The following is a 19,697-nucleotide window of genomic DNA, read 5'->3' as shown; positions in this document are numbered from 1 at the left end:
ATGACCAAAGGCGCGCTGGCGCTCCTGATCCATGGCGGCACCGACAACTGGTCGCCACAGCGCTGGAAAGCGCGTTTCGACGATGTCTGCGGCGACCGCCCTGTGGTGCTGCTGCCCGATCCCGGGCTCGATCCAGCCGAGGTGCATTACGCCGCGGTGTGGAAGCCGGTCCCCGGCGAGCTCGCCGGCTTTCCGAACCTGCGCGTGATCTTCAACCTCGGCGCCGGAGTCGACGCGCTGATGGCGGACAAGACGCTGCCCAGCGTGCCCCTGGTCCGCGTCGCGGTCGATGATCTCACCGCGCGAATGACCGAATATGTCGTGCTGCACGTGCTGATGCATCATCGCCAGGAGCTGTACCTGCGCGAGTCGCAGCGCGTGAAGCGCTGGGCGCCGAAATACCAGTGGCCGGCGGCCGCGATCGGCGTCGGCGTTCTCGGACTGGGCACGCTCGGGATCGACGCAGCCGAGGTGCTCAAGCGATTGGGCTTCCAGGTCGCCGGCTGGAGCCGCAGCGCCAAGCAGGCTGACGGCATCGAATGCTTCCATGGCGCGGCGCAGCTCGACGCGTTCCTGGCGCGGACCGACATCCTGGTGTCGCTGCTGCCGCTGACGCCGGATACGCGCGGCATTCTCGACCGCAAGATGTTCGCCAAGCTCAGGCGCTCATCGCCGCTCGGCGCCCCCGTCATGATCAATGCCGGCCGCGGCGGGCTGCAGAACGAGGCCGACATCCTCGCCTGTCTCGACGACGGCACGCTCGGTTCGGTCTCGCTCGACGTGTTCGGCCAGGAGCCGCTGCCCGCCGACAGCCCGTTCTGGACCCACCCGAAGGTGGTGCTGACGCCGCACAATGCAGCCGACACCGACGCCGACGCGATCTCGCGCTACGTCGCCGAGCAGATCGCGACCTTCGAGGCCGGCGGGGCGCTGCGCAACCTGGTCGATCGCATCAGGGGATATTGAAACGCTATCCTTTGCCGACCATCACATCGATTGCGCCGGCGACGATCGCTTCCAGCTCCTGACGCGGCGCCCGCGCGCGAGCGCGGACCGCGATCGAGTGGATCGTCGCCGACGCCAGCCGCGCCAGCACGGCGGGGTCGGCGTCCGCAGGCAGCTCGCCCTTCTCCTTGGCGCGGCGGAAGCAGCGCGCAAACGCCATGTCGAGCTCGGTCAGGGCGTTCTGCACCATGGCGCGGATGTCGGGATCGGCGACCGCTTCCGAGCCCGCCGTCATCACCGTGAAGCAGCCGCGCGGCCCCTCATCGCCCGAGAGATAGATGTCGAGTGCGGCGGCGAAGATCTTCTGCAGCTGCTCGCGCACCGGCCAGTCGTGACGGAAGATCTCGCCCATCACGGCGCGGGCGTTGTCGCGGTAGCGCTGATAGCTCTTGATGTAGAGCTCGCGCTTGTCGCCGAACGCGCCATAGAGGCTCGGCCGGTTCATGCCGGTGGCGGCGCTGAGATCGTCGAGCGAGGTCGCGGCGAATCCGGTCGACCGGAACAGGTCGAGCGCCTTGCCGAGCGCGACATCCGGCTCATACGCCCGCGGCCTCCCACGCCGCTTCGGCTCGACCGGGACGGCAGCCATTTTCTGGGGAAGGTCGCCCTGCGGCGGCCCTTTCTTTTTTTGTACCATTTCGCAATAAATTCCTTGACCGGCCTTATATTATGCGAGACAGTATAAAAATCAATCAACGCTCCGGTCCGGAGCCCGAGGGAGACGTCCATGGACCTGTATTTCTCGCCACTCGCCTGCTCGCTCGCCACCCGCATCGCGCTGTATGAAGCTGGCGCCAAGGCGAATTATCTCGAGGTCGATCCGAAGACGAAGATCGTCCTCAACGACGGCTCCGATTTCCGCGCCGTCAATCCGCTCGGGCTCGTCCCGACGCTCCGCACCGATGACGGCGACCTGCTGACCGAGAATGCCGCGATCCTGCAATATGTCGCCGATCGCTTCCCCGAGGCGAAGCTCGGCACCGGCCCCGGCATGGACCGCAGCCGGCTGCATCAATGGCTCTGCTTCATCGGCACCGAGCTGCACAAGGGATTGTTCATCCCGATCCTCGACAAGACCGCGCCCGAGGAGATGAAGGCCCATGTCCTGAAGAAGAACCTGTCGCGGCTCGATCATCTCGAGAACCACCTGCGGGATCGCGACTATCTGCTCGATCATTTCACGGTCGCCGACGCGTATCTCGTCACCGTGATCAACTGGACCATGGCAACGCCGCCGGTCCAGCTCGCGAAATGGCCGGCCGTGAAGGCGTACTACGAGCGCCTGCGCGCGCGGCCGTCGATCGCCCGTGCCATCGCCGAGGAGTTCGAGCTCTACAAGGCGGAACTGGCGCGCCATAAGGCGGCGGCCTAGGAACATACGAGTCTCATCTCCCTCGATTGGGAGATGAGACCTCTTCATGGGGAAGATGAACCATCACTCATTGACCCCCCTTCTCCACCGCGCCGGGTGCTTGACCGCGATCACTTCGGGTTGCAATCCTCGAATCGCAGGAGGATTGCACGTGGCAACCACATCCGTAAGAGACCGATTGCTGGCGGACCGGCGCGCGCTGCTCGATCTGGGCACGCGCAACCGGCTCGTGCACATCCCGCTCAAGACCAAGACCATCCGCACCATCGACATCGTCGGCGCGCGGTCTGCTGCGCTCTTCGAGCTTCTCGGCGAAGGCAAACGCTTCACGTTCCTTCCGACGAAGGCAGAGACTGCGGAGACGGACGGCACCCTGCCCTTGAGCGAGCCGGCGCCGCGATCCGACACGCCGACCACCAAGGGGGACCAGGGAGGTGATGATTCGGAGTCGCAGACGCGGCAGCCCGACACCCGGCTCAAGACCCGGCTGTCATCGGAGGCGCTGCAGAAGCGCCTGCTGGATATCTGGTACGACGCACGAACGCTCGAGGAAGAACAGGGCGTCAATATCCTTTATCTCACCTTCGGGCTGCTGAAATGGTTCGAGGACGACAAATCCGACGTCGAGCGCTTCGCGCCGCTCGTCCTGCTGCCCGTTCGCCTCGAACGCAGCAGCGCCGCCGATCGCTTTCACCTGGTCTCGCGCGCTGAGCCGCCGTCGCCGAACCTCTCGCTCCAGGCCAAGCTCGACGCCGAGTTCGGACTCAAGATCGAGGATTTTGGCGACGAGGACGACGTCGACATCGCGACCTATCTCGCCGGCGTCGCGGAGACGGTCGCCAACAAGCAGAGGTGGGAGGTCAGGGCGGACGCGATCGTCCTCGGCTTCTTCTCGTTCTCCAAGTTCCTGATGTATCGCGATCTGGACCCTGACAACTGGCCCGCAGATGGCAGCCTTGATCGTCATCCCCTGATCTCAGCGCTGCTTCAGGACGGCTTCGAGGGCGCGGAGCCGATCGTGGCCGACGACGGCAAGATCGATTCCGTCATCCAGCCGGTGGCGATGAACCATGTCGTCGATGCCGATTCATCGCAGGCCGTGGTGATCGAGGAAGTGGTCCGTGGACGCGACCTCGTCGTCAAGGGACCGCCTGGGACCGGCAAATCGCAGACCATCACCAACATCATCGCGTCGGCGGCCGCCGAGGGGAAAACGGTGCTGTTCGTGGCCGAGAAGATGGCGGCGCTCGAGGTCGTGCACCGACGGCTGAAGCATGTCGGTCTCGGCGCGCTCGCGCTGGAGCTGCACTCCAACAAGGCCAACAAGCGCGTTCTGCTCGAAGAGCTGAAACGCTGCAAATCGGCTGAGGTGCCGGTCCCGCGCGGCGAAGCCGCCCTGGTCCAGCGCCTGACAGACAGCCGTGACGGCCTCAACCGGCATGCGGACATGATGCACCAGCCGCACCAGCCGAGCGAGCTGACGCCATTCAGGTTGCTCGGTCACCTCGTGCGCTGCGGGGACATCTCCGCGCAGCCGCCCTACCCGTTGCAGGGCGCGCCCTCCTGGTCTCCCCTGGATCTGGAGCGGCGGCGTGAGCTGATCGCCGAGCTCGCCGAACGAATTGCAGCCGACGGCGCGCCGCACCTGCATCCCTGGCGCGGCGTCGGCCGCGACGCGCTCGATCCAGCCGAAATGACCGAGCTGCGGAGATCGCTGGGCGACATTTCGAACGTCGTCAGCAGCGTATCATCAGGCGCGGCCCGCCTCGGCACGCTGCTCGATCTCCCGCCGCCGGCCACCTTGGCCGATGCCGCGGGGATACTCGCCTTTGCGGAGGCCGCGGCCGCGATGCCGGAGTGCGATCGGACTGCCTTCCGCGAGGCCGTCTGGAGCCAGGCCGGACTCATCACGGACATCGTCGACAAGGGGCTGCGCTACGCGAAATTGAGGACGGCCTTCGAGAGCGCCTTCGTCGAGGCCGCCTGGGATGCACCGATCGCCGATTGCCGCAAGGTCATCGCCGAGAAGGGCCGCTCCTGGCTGCGCCTGCTCAGCCCGCGTTATCGCCAACAGGTGGCGCTGCTGGCCTCGCACCTGAAGGTGCCGATGCCGAAAACGCTCGAGCAGCGGCTTCTGCTGATCGACGGCCTCATCGCGGCGCAAGCCGCTCGCCGGTCCTTCGAGGAGGTCGAAGCCGCCGGCAGCACCGCCTTCGGGACCGCGTGGCACAAGGAACGGTCGGATTGGGATGCGCTTTCCAAATTGGCGACCTGGTGGACTGCATTCCCCAAACCGTTGGCAAGCGATGAAACGCGCCAGCGGCTGACGCAGCTGACGCTGTCGGCCGATGATCGGCGATCGATCGAACAGCTCAATCAAAGCCTCGCAAGTCTGATGTCCGGCCTCCGCAGGCTGATCGACTCTCTCCAGTTGGAGCCCGCCCGCATCCCACTCGACGCCGGCGACCAGATCCGGCTGGACGAGCTCTCGCAGACTTTGTCGGAGTGGCAGAACGCGACCGAGCGCCTCACCCGCTGGATCGCGTTCATGGGCCGGGTCCGCCTTGCGCGCGCGCAAGGTCTCGCCGCGCTGGTCGATCGCGCGCTCGACGGCTCCTTGCCGGGCGAAGCGCTCGAAGCCGCTTTCGACCGATCCTACTACGATGCCATGCGCAGCGTGATCTTCGCTGACCATCCTGAACTGAAACGTTTCGACGGCGAATCGCACGATCGGCTGGTCGACGGCTTCCGCAAGCTCGACGTCGCGCGGATGCAACTGGCCCGCGATCAGATCGCCCACGAGCATGCCGCGGCGCTGCCGCGCAACGCCGGCGGCATCGGGCCGCTCGGCGTGCTGAACGGCGAGCTTGCCAAGAAGCGCAACCATCTGCCGATCCGCCAGCTCCTGGAGCGCGCCGGCCCGGTCGTCCAGCAGATCAAGCCGATCTTCCTGATGAGTCCGCTGTCGGTGGCGCAGTTCCTCAAGCCCGGCGCGATTGCCTTCGATCTGCTGGTCGTCGACGAGGCCTCGCAGATCGAGCCGGTCGACGCGCTCGGCGCCGTCGCGCGCTGCCGGCAGATGGTGGTCGTCGGCGACGAGCGGCAACTGCCGCCGACGCGCTTCTTCGCGAAGCTGACAGGCAATGATGACGAGGACAACGACGACGAGGATCAGCCGACCTTCCAGGTCAAGGACGCCGAGAGCATTCTCGACCTCTGCCTTGCCAAGGGTCTCTCGCACCGGATGCTGAACTGGCACTATCGCAGCAAGCATCAGTCGCTGATCGCCGTGTCCAACAAGCAGTTCTACGACAACCGGCTTTTCATCGTGCCGAGCCCGTACGATGCCGTCGCGGGAATGGGATTGAAGTTCAACTACAACCCCGATGCGCACTACGAACGTGGAAGCAGCCGGACCAACCCCAGGGAAGCGCGACTCGTCGCCGAGGCCGTCATGCGCCATGCGCGCGAGACGCCGGACCGAAGCCTTGGCGTCGCGACCTTCTCGGTGGCGCAGCGCCAGGCGATTCAGGATCAGCTCGAGATCCTGCGGAAGGACAGCCCGGAGACCGAGAGCTTCTTCGTCCGCGGTGCCAGCGAGCCGTTCTTCGTGAAGAACCTCGAGAACATCCAGGGCGACGAACGCGACGTCATCTTCATCTCCATCGGCTATGGGAGAACGAAGGAAGGTTTCGTCTCGATGAGCTTCGGCCCCCTCAACTCCGACGGAGGCGAGCGCCGGCTGAACGTGCTGATCTCGCGCGCCAAGCTCCGTTGCGAGGTTTTCTCCTCGATCACCGGCGACGACATCGACCTGTCGCGCGCCAAGGGCCGCGGCATCGCGGCGCTGAAGACGTTCCTGACCTTCGCGCAGACGGGGCAGCTCGGCATCGCGCAGGAGACCGGGCGCGATCCCGACTCGGTGTTCGAGGAGCAGGTCGCCGCCAGGCTCCGGGCGCTCGGCCACGACGTGAAGACCCAGATCGGCACCGCCGGATTCTTCGTCGATCTCGCTATCCTCGACCCCGACAAGCCCGGCCGCTTCCTGCTGGGGATCGAATGCGACGGCGCCCAGTACCATGCGTCTCGTTCGGCGCGGGATCGCGACCGTTTGAGACAGAACGTGCTGGAAGCGCATGGCTGGGTGCTGCATCGCATCTGGTCGACGGACTGGTTTCTCCGTCCCAAGGAGGAAACCGAGAAGGTCCTCCGCGCGATCGACGCTGCGAAGGCGCATTGGCGGGACATCGACCAGGGGACTGCGCGAGCTCAACCCGAGCCTCCGGCAACCTCCGATGTGCCGGCGCCGGAGCAGACCGAGCAGCGCCCTCTGGAGATCCTCGCACAGGCACCAACGGTGGCCCCCTATGAAGAGGCGAAGCTGCGCGTCCGTCGGGAGATCGAGCCGCACGAGACGCCGCTCGCCGACATGACGCGGCACGTCGTCGAGATCGTCGCCATCGAAGGGCCGGTGCATGAATCGGAAATCATCGTCCGGATCAGATCGGCCTGGGGCCTTGCCCGCGCCGGCAATCGCATCCGCGATGCCGTGCGAACGGCGCTGAGATCGGCAGTCGCGAAGGGACAGATCGCTGGAGGTCCGTTCTACGCCCTGCCCGGCCAGGCGATCGTCGTTCGAAGCCGCGAGGACGTGCAATCGCAGTCTTTGCGCAAGCCCGAGATGCTGCCGCCGGAGGAGATCAAGGCGGCCATCGTGCAGGTCGTGGAGCAAAACTACGGCGCCGAGGAAGACCAGTTGATCCAGGCGGTCGCCCGGCTGTTCGGCTTCGGTTCGACCAGCGCCCAGTTGCGCGAGGCGTTGCAAGGCAGCCTCAAGGATCTTCTCGCCGCAGGAAACCTGCGCCGCGAGGGAGAGCTGCTGATCAAGCCGCAGGAGGTCTCGCCGGCTGCGCAGGACTGACCGGCTGAATTGGTGCTAGGAACTCACAGCCCGAACGCCGCTTGACAGCCGCCGAAATCGGCGATCCGGCCGCGCCCCCTCCCTGCCAAGGCATCGGACCAGGATTGCACGGGTCCGTCCCTGCCACTATCCTTGAGGCGAGACACGCGCTGGCCCGCATCCAATAGGAGCGCCCCATGCCGACCGCGACCCTGGCTCCCCTGGACGAGACCATCACGATCGCGGAGCTGACGCGCGATCCCTACCCGATCTACCGGCGGCTGCGACGCGAAGCCCCCGTGTTGCGGGTCAAATCCGTGGGCCGCACGTTCCTCACCAAAGCGGTCGATACCAAATATGTGAAGGACAATGCGGCGCTGTTCTCGTCCAACGATCCGAACACGCCGATGAAGCGCGCCTTCCTCGCGCATACCTTGATGCGCAAGGATCACGACGAGCACCGCGCCGAGCGCATGGCGATGATGCCCGCCTTGATGCCGAAGACGATCGAAGCCGTCTGGGAGCCGCTGTACACGAAATTCGCCACTGATTATCTCGACCGCCTGCCGCGCGGCGAAGTCGTCGACCTCTTCCCCGCCCTCGCCGGCCCGCTGGCCGCGCGCATTCTCGCTGAAGTGATGGGCATTCCCGACGCCGGCGATGCCGACATGCAGCGCTGGTCGCAGGCCCTGATCGACGGCGCCGGCAATTTCGGCTGGACGCCGGGGCCGTTCGACGCGTCTGATATCGCCAACGCGGAGATGGACCGCTGCATCCGCGCCAACATGGAGCGCGTGCGCGCCGAGCCGGATTCGTCCGCGCTCTCCTTCATGGTGAACGCGAAGAACCCGATCCCGGACAGCCAGATCATCGCCAACATCAAGATCGCGATCGGCGGCGGCATCAACGAGCCGCGCGACGCCCTGCTGACGATCCTCTATGGCCTGCTGACCAATCCGGAGCAGCTTGCCGCCGTGCGCGCTCAGGACAAATGGCGCTCCGCCTTCGAGGAAGGGGTGCGCTGGGTGGCGCCGATCCAGGCGAGCTCACGCCTCGTGATGGAAGACACCGAGATTCGCGGCTGCCTGATCCCGAAGGGCGACACCGTGATGACGATCCAGGCCTCCGCAAACCGCGACGAGGACCTCTTCGACGATGGCGAAACCTACAACGCGCTGCGCGACCCCAATCCCCACCAGGCCTTCGGCAACGGCCCGCATCATTGCGCCGGCGCCCACCTCTCCCGCCGCACCGTCGGCGCCATCCTGCTGCCGATGCTGTTCGAGCGCTTCCCCGACATGACGCTGCCCGATCCCGCGAACGTGCGCTGGCACGGCTTCGGCTTCCGCGGCCCGCTCAATCTGCCGGTTCGGCTGCAGTAGGACCGGCCCGAAGGGCGTTGTTCTTCGCGTTGTCTCAGTGCACCTGAGCCGGCCCCGGGTTGGTTGGGATCACCACGTTCGAGCTATCGCGCTTTGGCAGGCCCGGCGGCGATCTCGACGACGGCCTTCGTAAACCTACGGTAGATGTCGATCTGTCTACCGGCAAACGTGGTCGCGACGCCGAACATGCTGAGAGGCGAGCGCATCGTGGCGAGGCTGGCCGCCAAATCGAGATTGTCTCGCGTCATCTCCATAAGCAGGGTCTGGCAGGCCTCCATGCCGGCGAGCGCCGGCGGGGGTCCGCCCGCCACGGGCGAGGGATCGGCCGCCCTGGCTTCAGCGATCGGGGTTGGCTGGGATTCGTGCGAGTCCGTCCCAGCGCCGACAGGCTGAACGGCATCGGGCTTCAGCTCGCTGAGAGGCGGCAGGAGCGCCGGCCCGGGTTCGGGCTCAAGAGGCGGGAGCGGCGGCAGGATCGTTTCCGTCTCCTGGCCTGGTCGTCCCGGGAGCCTCGTTTCGGTCTCCGGAACTGCCTGCAGTTCGTCTGCGTCCGAGCTTACGAACTCGGCAAGCACGCGAGCGCGCTTCTGCCTCGCTGTCGCGTCGGCGTGTTTGGGCATTGGTACCGGCTTCGCCACGACGGGTTTCGCGCTGTTCCCCTTGTGGGAGCCATTTGATTTGCGCTTGTTCATTGAAAGGCCTTCCTGTGCGGCATCGCCGGAGTGGGGCCAGCCCGGTCTCGATACCAATCTCCGTGTCGGACCATTGGTTCCTTGCGATCAGGACGCCGTCGCTCGAGCGAGGAGAGTGAGCTAGGCTAGGACCCTGGTCTCTCCGTCGTACTGATCGGCGACGACGTCACGATCGGCTGACGGTCCGCGATCCGGCCGTGGATCCTGCCCTGGATTCGGCCCTGGATCGGATCGCGGCAGCAGACGGCACGCTTGCTCCGGTCAAGTCGTCGCATGTCGCCACGGCGGCGTGACGCACCGAGACGGTCGTGCCGGGCCGGCCGGCCACGGTCGAGACCTCGGCACCGAGCTGCTTCGCCAGGGCCATGATGATGCCGGTGCCCAGGCCCCCCTTCGGCCGGCCGTTCACCTGCAATTTCCCCGTTCCATTATCCGAGACGGACAGGGTCCAGCCGGCTCCGGAGGACTCGTAGATCACGGTGATCAGCCCATTCGCGGTGTCCTCGGGAAAGGCATGCTTGAGGGAGTTGATGACGAGCTCGGTGACGATCAGCCCGAGACTTTCAGCTTCGCTCGTCGTCGCCTGGCCGTCGCCGCGGGTTTCGATCCTGGTCCGCTGCTGGTCGGCGATCATCGATTGCGAGATCGCCTGGCAGAGCCTCGCGAAATGCGGTCCGAGCGCGATCACGCCGCTGCGCGCGGAGGTGTGGAGACTCTGCTGGATGTTCGCGAACGAGATGACCCGGTCGCGGGCGTCGTCCAGGTGGCGTCGCGCCTCCTCGGAGCCGACGGACCGTGCCTTCAACGAGATGATGCTGGCGATGATCGCCAGGCTGTTGCCGACGCGGTGCTGAAACTCCTCGAGCAGCATGTCCTTCTGACGCAGCAGCTCCTCGTTCCGGCGCGCCATCGCGCGCTCGCTGGTGACGTCCTCGAGGCCGAGCAGGATGGTCGTATGGGACCCGACCGTGTAGGACACCTGCCGGGCGTTCAGCCGCATCGCCCGGGGTCCGACGGCGGGAAAAACGTGCTCCACCTCGAAATCATGCAGCGCGCCGGTGTTGGAGAAGATCCGGCTCAGCCACGACTTCAGCGCCGGGATATTCCAGGCGCCGTCATCCAGCTCATAGAATAGTTGTCCGAGCACATCCTCGGGCGTCGCGGAGAAGGTGAGATAGAACGAACGGCTGGCGGCAATCACGCGGAGATCGTGGTCGAGGACGAGCAGCGGCTCCCGGACCGTGTCCACAATGGCTTCGGCAAGTGCGCACGCGTCAGACGCGTCGGAAAACTGCTGCTTGAACATGTGGTCCCCTCCCTACGCAACACTTCACCCCGTCACGAACGCTTCGCGCGTCCCGCCTTCAAGCGGCGAAAACGAAACGCAGAGCCCGGCGGCGGGTTAGGGGCAGCTAGCGATGCGGACAAAGTTCCGTCTGTGCAAGACAGACCACCCGCGCGCTGCACACCCGCAGCTAGTTCTGCTGCTCCGCCTGCAGGTTGTCGTTCAGGACGGCTTGCAGCAGCGCCGGATAGACGACGATCTCGCCGCCATATTCGATCAAGCCCGCCCTCCGGAACTTGTTCATGAAATGACTGACGCGCGACCGCGTCGTGCCGATCATTTCGGCCAGCGTTTCCTGGCTGATTCTTGGAATGACCGGCAGCGGCGTTTCGTCACGGCCGTAATTGGCCATCGTCAGAAGCAGCCGCGCCAGCCGCTTTTCGCTGCTATGGAAGAGCTGGTCGATCAGGTCCGCTTCGAACCGGTCGATCCTGGCCAGCAGAAACGCGACGAACATCTCCGCAAGCTCAGGGTAGAGGCGAAGCGCTGCGATCATCGTCTTCTTGGCGATGGCGGTGACCACGCAATCCTGCCGCGCGAATGCCGAGCCGGTATGCACCGCCTGCCGCGTCAGACAGCCTTCGCCAAGAAACTGCCCGGCATCGACGATGCCGATGACCGCTTCCTTGCCGACGCCGTTGACGACGGTCAGCTTGATCTTTCCCTGTTGGAGAAAGAACAGGACGTCGGCCGGATCGCCCTGGGCGAACACGCTTCCCCCCTTGGGAACCTTCAGGACCTTCTGGCCCGGGCAAACCTTGTCGAGAAAGGCCTTCGGATCAAATCTGGCGAGGTTCGAACTCGGCACAGCCCCCATCCCGCTCGATGGACATGTTGATGGACATGCCTAACTTTTACGGTGGAAACCGCCTCCCGCTTTGCGCTAGATCAATCCAATCAACACCCTCCGATTGAGTTTCCGGCGAGGGCATGGCGCCGCGAGCGCCCTTCTGCAATCGATGCGAGACCTTCCATGCGATGTCGCCCCTCACATGATGGAGGATGCTCGCGGCGGAGCGCCTCGAACGAGAGACCGACGTGCACCAGACCCCGCGCCGTTCGATCATCTGCTCAGCGCGAGCCGGCCGAGCGAATGAGGCCTCACCGCATCCTCGCGGTCGTTCATCCGTGGTGATCGACCACCTGTTTGGGTTGCACGGACCAGGCCGCGGGCGCGTCGTCACGATCGGCTGCGGCCGCGGCTGCCGTCGCCTGCACCTTGCCGGGCGTGTGATGGGCCGGCGCATAGATCGCATAGACCTGCATCGGTGTCGGGCCGATGTTGGTGATGTTGTGCCAGGTCCCGGCCGGAACGAGCACGCACCAGCCGTTCGACACCGTCTGGTCGAATGTCAGCCTGTCCTTCGCGGGCCCCATCTGCACCCGGCCGCGGCCGGCATCGAGCCGCAGGAACTGATCGGTTTCCGGATGCGCCTCCAGGCCGATGTCGCCGCCGACCGGAATCGACATCAGCGTCACCTGCAGATAGCGCCCGCTCCAGGCGACCGACCGATAATTGGTATTGTCCCGGGTCGCCCGCTCGATGTCGAACGCCTGCGGCTGCGGCCCGATGTCTTTGATCTCAGCAAGCATGTCCATCACGGATCTCCCAACCGGCGGCATTGCCGGCAAACCGTCCCGCCACGCGTCTAGCGATGATCGCGAAGCTGATCGGACACCGCCTCCTTGCCGAAGGCGTGGTCGAGCGCGCGCTCCAGCTTGTGGACCGCGCCGCGCACGGCCTGCTCCATGAAGCTGTCCTGATGTACCGCGACGATCGGCTCGCCGCCGTCACGGTGCACCTCGATCTTGCAGCTCTTGTCGTCGTGACTGGGCTTGTGGCTCACCGCGTCGCTGAGCTGCACGTCGATCCGCCCGACCTGATCCTCATAGCGATGGAGCACCGCATGAAGCGACGCCTTCACGTCCTGCGACAACTGCTCGCCGCCCTCGACGTTTCCATCGGTCCTGACATCGATCAACATCCGTGTCTCCTTGAGGTGAAGCGCCAAGCGTCGCAAGATGGAATTCGCGATCATGATCGGCTCCCCGGCATGGTCGTCATCCAGGCTTCGACGTCGCCGCACGGCACGCGACACCATGACGCGTCGTCCGCGGGCGGCGGCCACGAATGAATACCCCGTGATACAGCGGGTCTGAAGCGACGCTTGATCCGCCTCGGGCCTTTCGGGCGGGGCGAAGCGGCCGTTCAAGCGCGTCTCCCAATGTCTCCCGTGACCAGACTGCCAGAGGCGAACGCGAGCGGCTGATCAATATTGCTCAGTCAATACCGGAGAATCAGGCGCAACCTGCGGCGACCCAACTTTCGAGTCTGCACCGGAGATGGGATGATGGATTGTCCGATCACATTTCGCTGCCCCCAGACAGGGTCCGAGGTCGATGCCATCCTGCACCAGCCGAAGGACGACTGTCGGTTCGAGACCGTGACCTTCGAGACCGTGAGCTGCCCGGCCTGCACGAGATTTCACTTCATCCACGCCATGACCGGCGCGCTCATTCCTCCGACCCTGCTGGGCCCGGCGAATTGGACGCCGTAGCGGCGGTCTCGAAAGGCGAACGTCCCGTCTTGCACATTCCTGTGCGGAGGCCGTTGCCGCGGCATCAACGAGCCGCGCGACGCGCTGCTGACGATCCTCTACGGCCTGCTGACCAACCCGGACCAGCTCGCCGCCGTGCGCGCGCAGGACAAGTGGCGCTCCGCGTTCGACGAAGGGTGCGGTGGGTGGCGCCGATCCAGGCGAGCTCACGCCTGGTGATGGAGGACACGTAGATCCGCGGCTGCCTGATCCCGAAGGGCGACACCGTGACGACCATCCAGGCCTCCGCCAACCGCGACGAGGAGCTGTTCACCGACGGCGAGAGCACCAACGCGCTGCGCGACCCCAACCCCCACCAGGCCTTCGGCAACGGCCCCCACCACTGCGCCGGCGCCCACCTCTCCCGCCGCACCGTCGGCGCGATTTTGCTGCCGATGCTGTTCGAGCGGTTTCCGGGGATGGAGCTGGTGGATGCGGCCAGCGTGCGATGGCACGGGTTCGGGTTTCGGGGGCCGCTGGGTTTGGCGGTGAGGTTGGGATAGGTCGGCGACGAGAGGTCAATTCTATTGCGTATTCACACAGAGTGCACTTGATCCGGTCGCGGGCTGATGAAATTCTTCCTAGAGGAGGCCCAACGAATATCCGAAGAACGATCAAAAATTTGAGATTTTTGCCCTCGTAGCCTTACTTCGCGACAAGATGCAGACGACACGGGAACAGAAGTCCATTTGGAGGTCGCCCGCACAGCGGGGGCGCGCTGACGCCCAGCGCCACCAAGAGGCGAGCTAGCTAGCCTCAGTCGCCGAACGTCTAAATCAAACCGCGATGGTTGCAGGCGGAAGCTCTTGATCCTTTTCATTCTGGTGCCCCCAAATGCTATAATGCAATTAACAATCGCCGCTTTACGTCGACCAGTTCGCCGTGTCCCGGCGCGGAAGCTCAATGAAACGAGACCAGAATGAACGGCATAATCCCCGATATCGATCGAGAACTCGACATAATATTTGGTGAATTTCGGGATCCCCAAGTCGTGCAATCGTTTGTGCGCGGCGCGCGGGAAGCGGGTCTGACCGGCACTCTCTATGTGGGCTACCCTGTTCTCGCCATTGACGACGGCCGTGTCGAGTTCGACGCCGTTTTAGTCTCCCGCGATCGCGGCGTCATCATCTTCGACATTTATTCATTTGCTGGCCGCACGCACTCGGCGAGCAGCGGATCGGCCGCCTCCGACGTTGATATTCGGCAAGAGCAATTATATGCAGCGCTCTACAACAAACTAAACTCCTTCAAGGAGCTACGACGCGGCAGGCAGCTGCTAGTCGACATTATCACGGTCGCGATTGACCCGCTCAAGGACGTTCGCGTATGGGACCAAGACGCCGAGACGCACGTAGTTGGCTTGAACAGCCTTAGCATTATCCCTCAGCTTGCCCCCTCGGACCGCATCAGTGACGTTGAAGTTCAGCACTTGAACGCTGCTATACAACGAATCTCTAATCTTCGCCCTCCCAAGAAACGTGACAACGTTACACGCCCAAACTCGAAGGGAGCCGCGATCAAAGCGATCGAAGCACAAATCGCGAACCTTGACCTTTGGCAGAAGCGGGGCTCTATTGAGTATGTAGATGGGCCACAACGTATCCGCGGCCTCGCAGGATCCGGCAAGACCGTCGTTCTAGCACTTAAGGCGGCCTACCTACATGTGAAACGCCCCGACTGGAAGATTGTAGTAACCTTCAATACCCGATCACTCTACCAACAATTTGAATCGCTAATTCAGCGCTTCGTGTTTGCACAGATCGGCGATAGCCCGGATTGGGAAAAGCTGATTGTTATGCACGCCTGGGGCGCATTCGATCGCCCCGGCGTTTATTCCACGATGGCATCACTTTTGGGGATACCGTTCCGCGATTTCGGCGCGGCCTCACGCATGTTCGGCTACAATCAAGCGTTCGACGGCGCCTGCAATGAAGTAGTTAGCAACATAAACGATCGAGACCTAGATCTCTATGATGTGATGCTGATCGACGAAGCTCAGGATCTTCCTGCATCATTTTTCAGGATAGCTTACAGAGCCGTAAAGGATCCACGGCGAATTGTTTGGGCGTACGACGACCTTCAGAATCTAGGCGACTTTCATATGCCTTCCGAAGCCGAGCTTTTTGGCTGGCATAGTGACGGCACGCAACGAGTAACGTTGCTCAATAGCGAGGATCAGCCCCAGCAAGATATTGTCTTGCCTCGGTCTTACAGAAACCCCCCTTGGACGCTCGTGACCGCCCATGGACTTGGTTTCGGAATCAATCACGATCCAATGATTCAAATGTTTCCTGACCCGGCACTTTGGCTCCGCCTAGGATATCGGGAAATTCAAGGCGAGTTGGATTTCGACCGCGATGTGATCATTGAGCGAGATCCCAAGAGCGTACCTGACTTTTTTGGAAAGCTTCTGAATCCAGAAGATTCGCTTCAGGTGCGAACCGCAGAAAGTCAAGATGCTCAATACGACATTGTCGCAAAAACAATCGCCCAGCTTCTTGCCGACGAAGAGTTGCAGCACTCCGACATACTCATTGTAATGCCGGACACGCTGACAAGCCGCAGAACAGGCGCTCGAATATTAACAGCGCTCCGGGAAAATGGCCTTCAAGGCCATGTTCCCGGAGTAACATCCTCGCGAGACGAAGTGTTCAAGGATTCATCCATAGCGGTGACACATATTCATCGCGCGAAAGGCAACGAAGCTCCCGTGATCTTCGTAGTCGACGCAGATTTTTGCGAATCGCCATTTGATAAAAAGAAGCGTCGCAATGTCCTTTTTACAGCTATCACACGATCACGTGCCTGGACCTACGTAATCGGCGTTGGGCCAGCCATGCAGCAGATAGAGAAGGAAATTCTGCAGATCAGACAAAACAATTACCGGCTTGCGTTTCACTATCCCACACAGCTACAGGCAGCAGCACTTGCAGCGTCGTCCGATTTGCCGAGGCCAGGCATTTCGGTCGGTCGAGAGGCCGTTGATGATCTGAGAGTTGCACTCAAGAAGGCAAAAAAGGAGCAATTGCTATGGGATGATCTCCCTGATGACTTGCAGCGCGACTTCCAAGAGATTTACGGCCCTGGCAAATGAGACCGCGTGCGCTTTGCAATAAATTGAATGAGTTCTTTGAGAGAGGCCTCGAAGAAGGGGTTTTTCTGGCCATCCAGACCCATCTGTTGCGCGGCGTGATCGGAAGCGAAATACTTGAACCTCCGTGCGACATTGGAATGATCACTGCAGGCGGCGTTTCCGTATCTGAGTATATCGAGCTACTAGATGCCGACCGCTACTCCGCAGTGTTCGACGACTATGCTCTTCTTACGGTGCAATGCATATTTGAAGGAGACGCGATTCGAAATCATCGCTACGGGTACATCCCGTGTCCGATAAGACCTCAGCTCATGGCAGATCGTCCGGAGGAAATATCAATAGCCGACTGGATCCGATCAGTAGTTTCATCGACTGGCGTAGATTCTTTCCTAAGCCTTGGCACCTACAGATTCGATTTTACGAAAAGGACACCGTCTAGGTCGACTGATCCCCATCCCGCGTCTCATTTCACGTTCGCATCCGCAGGCTGCCGACTTCCAGTTCGCGCCCCGATGAGTATCGGGCATTTGCTGAACTTTCTATTCGACAATTTCTATCGCAGCCGTCGATCATTTTGGAATGACTTCGCACCGCACCTCGCAGGAGCAGAGGTGGTCGACACCATAACCGCGCAAGAACAGTTGACGCATCATATTACTTGGGCCGACGCTCCGTAGTAGTCAAACGTGTAAAATCGCCGGCATCCGGAGGACGGATGTAGATTTAGGCCTTTCGCGATCTTGGAAGTGAGACAGTCTACTTATCTATTCAGCAATGTAGAACCGTTCATCCCGCGTCCCGTCGACATCTGTTTTCTGCATCCAACCCATACCAAAACTGCCCGTCGTGCCAGTTTGTCGCACGCTTTTCGCTTGCACCGTCGGGCAAATCGCAACGATCATCCCGCCCGTCTCGCGCTCACTGAAGGGGCGTTTCGCGATCGTCACGGACCGTGGAGCGTGGGATGCGGTGGCCGCATCGGGTCGCAGTGCGCGTTTCGCGTGCGGACGAACGGTTCGATGCGGACGGTCAAGCCGTGTGGTCCCGACACCCCGACGCTGGTGTCTTGGTCGGCGACATCCCGATGACGGGGGCAAGCAAGCCCGGTCCCCTGGGAGAGCACGGAGCAGCCGTTCAACCCATCGCGCAGGGAAGGCCGGTTGTTCGGCCAATCCTGTGGTGACTGCCGCCTGCTTTTCTTTCTGCAGGCGGGCCATGGGTGCGGCCTGCACCCGGCCTTCCCTGCGCCCTTCTCTATGAGGGGCGTCCCGAAGAGCAAAGCTCGGGCGCAGGAATGTGCCGCGAGGCTGAGGAGCCGCGTCACCAAGTCAGAGATGAAGGGTTGAGCGCCGGGGAATGGCGCTCCCTAGGGGAATCGAACCCCTGTTTCAGCCTTGAGAGGGCCGCGTCCTAACCGCTAGACGAAGGGAGCGTGAGGTGAACCGCATAGCCTCGAAATCGCCGCGCCGCAAGACGGGGATTGGAAATTTCGTGGGAGTGTGGGTGTCCGGGCCCCAAGGGTCTTTCCCCGTGTGGGCCCCCTCCCCTAGCCCCTCCCCACAAGGGGGAGGGGAATGGACTGTCCGGGTGGCGAGAGGATCGCTCATTCGGCCATCATGGGATGGAAGCAGCCGGCCGCGATGGCGGTGGGCTCCCTCTCCCGCTTGCGGGGGAGGGTTGGGGTGGGGGCGGCCGCGGCCACCGGTGCCAGTGGAGAGAGTTCCCCCACCCGCATCGCATCTTCGATGCGATGCGACCTCCCCCGCAGGCGGGGGAGGCGCAGACCGGGCGGGTCGTCAGAGCCGGGGCTACATGGCAATGGCCGCCGAAACCGCCCTGCCCTTACGGCTCCACGGCGAAGCGGAGGCGGCCGGTGGGTTTCAGGGTCTTGGCGTCGAAGGTGCGGATCTCGGTGGTGCCGGAGACGTCGAGCGTCACCGCCAGGCGGTCGCCGGCGGTGCCGGTCGAGACGATCCGGGCGCCCTTGGGCAGCATGGCGGTGAGGTCGGGGCCCGAAGCTGTGCTTCCATCGCCGCGGAAAAGGCGGTAGCCGATGGCGACCAGAAGCACTGCGATCGCGATCGAGGTGGTCACGCCCGCGATCATCATCATGCGCCGCAGCCGCGCCATCAGCTGGGCCTGCTCGGGCGAGGACGGCTCGGGCGCAACGGTAGAATTCATGGACATCTCGACTTCACAATCCCACGGTCTGATGACGGTCACGGTCGCCGGCGACGAAGGCTCGCCGCGGCTCGATCGCGTGCTCGCGGCAAGGCTGCCGGAGCTGTCGCGGTCGCGGCTCAAGGCGCTGATCCTGGCCGGTCAGGTCAGCCTTACTTCAGGGAGCCTTGGCGCGGCGGCGGTGCGGGACCCCGCTTATCACGTCGCCGCCGGCGACACGATCACAATCGACGTGCCGGAAGCGGCGCCGGCCGAGCCTGCGGCCGAGGCGATCCCACTGAAAATCATCTACGAGGACGACGACATCGTCGTCATCGACAAGCCGGCCGGCCTGGTGGTGCACCCCGCCGCAGGGCACGAGACGGGAACGCTGGTGAATGCGCTGATCGCGCATTGCGGCGCCAGTCTTTCCGGGATCGGCGGGGTCAAGCGGCCCGGCATCGTGCACCGGCTGGACAAGGACACCACAGGGCTGATGGTGGTGGCGAAGAACGATCACGCGCACGCCTCGCTGAGCGCGCAGTTCGCCGACCACGGCCGCACAGGCGCGATGGAGCGCGGCTATCTGGCGTTCGCGTGGGGGGTGCCGCACCGGCCGCATGGCACCATCAACGCAGCCATCGACCGGCATCCGCATGCCCGCGACAAGATGGCGGTGCGCCCGCGGGGGCGCGAGGCCATCACCCATTACGAGGTGCAGGAGAGCTTTCTTGGCCGCGACGGCAAGCCGGTGGCGTCGCTGATCGCCTGCCATCTCGAGACCGGGCGCACCCACCAGATCCGGGTGCATCTGGCTCACCTCGGCCATCCGCTGCTCGGCGATGCCGTCTATGGCCCGCATTTCAAGACCAAGGCGAACCAGCTCGCGCCGGCCGCGCGGGACGCGCTCGAGGCGCTCGGGCGGCAGGCGCTGCACGCCTATCTGCTGGTCATCGAGCACCCGCGGACGGGAGAAATCATGCACTGGGAATCGGAGCTGCCGGAGGATCTCATGCATTTGAGGGGCGCGCTGCGAGCGGCGCTATGACGCAGCGCCTTCAGAAAAACGCAAGCATGCCAGCAGGTTATGGCAGCCACACGGGGACGTGACCCCCGGAATCCTTCCACCGGGGGGCGAAAATGGTGTATG

15 protein-coding genes, 1 tRNA gene and 1 pseudogene are annotated in these 19,697 nt (G+C 63.6%); 9 read left to right on the top strand and 8 right to left on the bottom strand.

Annotated elements, in window-relative coordinates; genetic code table 11:
- Window positions 1–966: a glyoxylate/hydroxypyruvate reductase A gene (locus QW881_RS05225; protein WP_315756036.1), complete on the top strand. Its 966-nt coding sequence runs from the start codon at window positions 1–3 to the stop codon at window positions 964–966.
- 4 nt (window positions 967–970) lie between these two features.
- Here the strand turns inward: QW881_RS05225 and QW881_RS05220 are convergent, their stop codons facing one another.
- Window positions 971–1,642, bottom strand: a complete 672-nt coding sequence (locus QW881_RS05220; protein WP_315756035.1) for a TetR/AcrR family transcriptional regulator — start codon at window positions 1,640–1,642, stop codon at window positions 971–973.
- Window positions 1,643–1,732: 90 nt separating this feature from the next.
- Between QW881_RS05220 and QW881_RS05215 the strand changes: the two genes are divergently transcribed.
- From QW881_RS05215 to QW881_RS05205, 3 genes are all read left to right on the top strand, one after another.
- On the top strand, window positions 1,733–2,377 hold the full coding sequence (locus QW881_RS05215) for a glutathione binding-like protein (protein ID WP_315717604.1): 645 nt from the start codon (window positions 1,733–1,735) through the stop codon (window positions 2,375–2,377).
- A 100-nt stretch (window positions 2,378–2,477) separates the two neighbouring features.
- A complete protein-coding gene (locus QW881_RS05210) occupies window positions 2,478–7,298 on the top strand; it encodes a DUF3320 domain-containing protein (RefSeq protein WP_315756034.1) in 4,821 nt (1,606 codons plus the stop codon).
- Between the two features lie 176 nt (window positions 7,299–7,474).
- On the top strand, window positions 7,475–8,659 hold the full coding sequence (locus QW881_RS05205; protein WP_315756033.1) for a cytochrome P450: 1,185 nt from the start codon (window positions 7,475–7,477) through the stop codon (window positions 8,657–8,659).
- Between the two features lie 83 nt (window positions 8,660–8,742).
- Here QW881_RS05205 and QW881_RS05200 read toward each other — a convergent pair whose 3' ends face one another.
- The 5 genes from QW881_RS05200 to QW881_RS05180 all read right to left on the bottom strand — a co-directional run bounded on the left by QW881_RS05200 (window position 8,743) and on the right by QW881_RS05180 (window position 12,909).
- Complete coding sequence (locus QW881_RS05200; RefSeq protein WP_315756032.1) at window positions 8,743–9,351, bottom strand: hypothetical protein; 609 nt, start codon at window positions 9,349–9,351, stop codon at window positions 8,743–8,745.
- Window positions 9,352–9,517: 166 nt separating this feature from the next.
- Complete coding sequence (locus QW881_RS05195) at window positions 9,518–10,657, bottom strand: sensor histidine kinase (protein ID WP_315756031.1); 1,140 nt, start codon at window positions 10,655–10,657, stop codon at window positions 9,518–9,520.
- Window positions 10,658–10,826: 169 nt separating this feature from the next.
- Window positions 10,827–11,513, bottom strand: coding sequence for a Crp/Fnr family transcriptional regulator (locus tag QW881_RS05190; RefSeq protein WP_315756030.1), 687 nt, complete (start codon window positions 11,511–11,513; stop codon window positions 10,827–10,829).
- 305 nt (window positions 11,514–11,818) lie between these two features.
- Window positions 11,819–12,295: a cupin domain-containing protein gene (locus QW881_RS05185; protein WP_315756029.1), complete on the bottom strand. Its 477-nt coding sequence runs from the start codon at window positions 12,293–12,295 to the stop codon at window positions 11,819–11,821.
- Between the two features lie 50 nt (window positions 12,296–12,345).
- Window positions 12,346–12,909 (bottom strand): HPF/RaiA family ribosome-associated protein, encoded by a 564-nt coding sequence (locus QW881_RS05180; protein ID WP_315756028.1) that lies wholly within the window; start codon window positions 12,907–12,909, stop codon window positions 12,346–12,348.
- 138 nt (window positions 12,910–13,047) lie between these two features.
- Between QW881_RS05180 and QW881_RS05175 the strand changes: the two genes are divergently transcribed.
- From QW881_RS05175 to QW881_RS32565, 4 genes and pseudogenes are all read left to right on the top strand, one after another.
- On the top strand, window positions 13,048–13,254 hold the full coding sequence (locus tag QW881_RS05175; protein WP_315736291.1) for a hypothetical protein: 207 nt from the start codon (window positions 13,048–13,050) through the stop codon (window positions 13,252–13,254).
- A gap of 60 nt (window positions 13,255–13,314) precedes the next feature.
- Window positions 13,315–13,796: pseudogene (locus QW881_RS05170) on the top strand (cytochrome P450); the annotation flags it as partial.
- A 416-nt stretch (window positions 13,797–14,212) separates the two neighbouring features.
- Window positions 14,213–16,387: a DEAD/DEAH box helicase gene (locus QW881_RS05165; RefSeq protein WP_315756026.1), complete on the top strand. Its 2,175-nt coding sequence runs from the start codon at window positions 14,213–14,215 to the stop codon at window positions 16,385–16,387.
- A complete protein-coding gene (locus QW881_RS32565) occupies window positions 16,384–17,064 on the top strand; it encodes a DUF2290 domain-containing protein (RefSeq protein WP_410052021.1) in 681 nt (226 codons plus the stop codon). Before QW881_RS05165 ends, QW881_RS32565 begins: the two co-directional genes overlap by 4 nt.
- A 680-nt stretch (window positions 17,065–17,744) precedes the next feature.
- On the opposite strand, the gene QW881_RS05160 is transcribed toward QW881_RS32565, so the two are convergent.
- A tRNA-Glu gene (locus tag QW881_RS05160) sits at window positions 17,745–17,819 on the bottom strand.
- Between the two features lie 410 nt (window positions 17,820–18,229).
- Window positions 18,230–18,568, bottom strand: a complete 339-nt coding sequence (locus tag QW881_RS05155; RefSeq protein WP_315756011.1) for a hypothetical protein — start codon at window positions 18,566–18,568, stop codon at window positions 18,230–18,232.
- A 31-nt stretch (window positions 18,569–18,599) separates the two neighbouring features.
- Between QW881_RS05155 and QW881_RS05150 the strand changes: the two genes are divergently transcribed.
- Window positions 18,600–19,595: an RluA family pseudouridine synthase gene (locus QW881_RS05150; protein WP_315756102.1), complete on the top strand. Its 996-nt coding sequence runs from the start codon at window positions 18,600–18,602 to the stop codon at window positions 19,593–19,595.
- Window positions 19,596–19,697: the final 102 nt, after the last annotated feature.

Source organism: Bradyrhizobium sp. SZCCHNS3016 (genome assembly GCF_032484535.1).
In the GTDB taxonomy this organism is placed as follows: Bacteria; Pseudomonadota; Alphaproteobacteria; order Rhizobiales; family Xanthobacteraceae; genus Bradyrhizobium.
This window is presented reverse-complemented; position numbering and strand designations above follow the sequence as displayed.

Excerpts from the sequence above, each read along its gene's own strand:
- QW881_RS05225 (WP_315756036.1), top strand. The coding sequence starts at position 1 with ATGACCAAAGGCGCGCTGGCGCTCCTGATCCATGGCGGCACCGACAAC.
- QW881_RS05220 (WP_315756035.1), bottom strand. The coding sequence starts at position 1,642 with ATGGTACAAAAAAAGAAAGGGCCGCCGCAGGGCGACCTTCCCCAGAAA.
- QW881_RS05215 (WP_315717604.1), top strand. The coding sequence starts at position 1,733 with ATGGACCTGTATTTCTCGCCACTCGCCTGCTCGCTCGCCACCCGCATC.
- QW881_RS05205 (WP_315756033.1), top strand. The coding sequence starts at position 7,475 with ATGCCGACCGCGACCCTGGCTCCCCTGGACGAGACCATCACGATCGCG.
- QW881_RS05200 (WP_315756032.1), bottom strand. The coding sequence starts at position 9,351 with ATGAACAAGCGCAAATCAAATGGCTCCCACAAGGGGAACAGCGCGAAA.
- QW881_RS05195 (WP_315756031.1), bottom strand. The coding sequence starts at position 10,657 with ATGTTCAAGCAGCAGTTTTCCGACGCGTCTGACGCGTGCGCACTTGCC.
- QW881_RS05190 (WP_315756030.1), bottom strand. The coding sequence starts at position 11,513 with ATGGGGGCTGTGCCGAGTTCGAACCTCGCCAGATTTGATCCGAAGGCC.
- QW881_RS05185 (WP_315756029.1), bottom strand. The coding sequence starts at position 12,295 with ATGGACATGCTTGCTGAGATCAAAGACATCGGGCCGCAGCCGCAGGCG.
- QW881_RS05175 (WP_315736291.1), top strand. The coding sequence starts at position 13,048 with ATGGATTGTCCGATCACATTTCGCTGCCCCCAGACAGGGTCCGAGGTC.
- QW881_RS05165 (WP_315756026.1), top strand. The coding sequence starts at position 14,213 with ATGAACGGCATAATCCCCGATATCGATCGAGAACTCGACATAATATTT.
- QW881_RS32565 (WP_410052021.1), top strand. The coding sequence starts at position 16,384 with ATGAGACCGCGTGCGCTTTGCAATAAATTGAATGAGTTCTTTGAGAGA.
- QW881_RS05155 (WP_315756011.1), bottom strand. The coding sequence starts at position 18,568 with ATGAATTCTACCGTTGCGCCCGAGCCGTCCTCGCCCGAGCAGGCCCAG.
- QW881_RS05150 (WP_315756102.1), top strand. The coding sequence starts at position 18,600 with ATGACGGTCACGGTCGCCGGCGACGAAGGCTCGCCGCGGCTCGATCGC.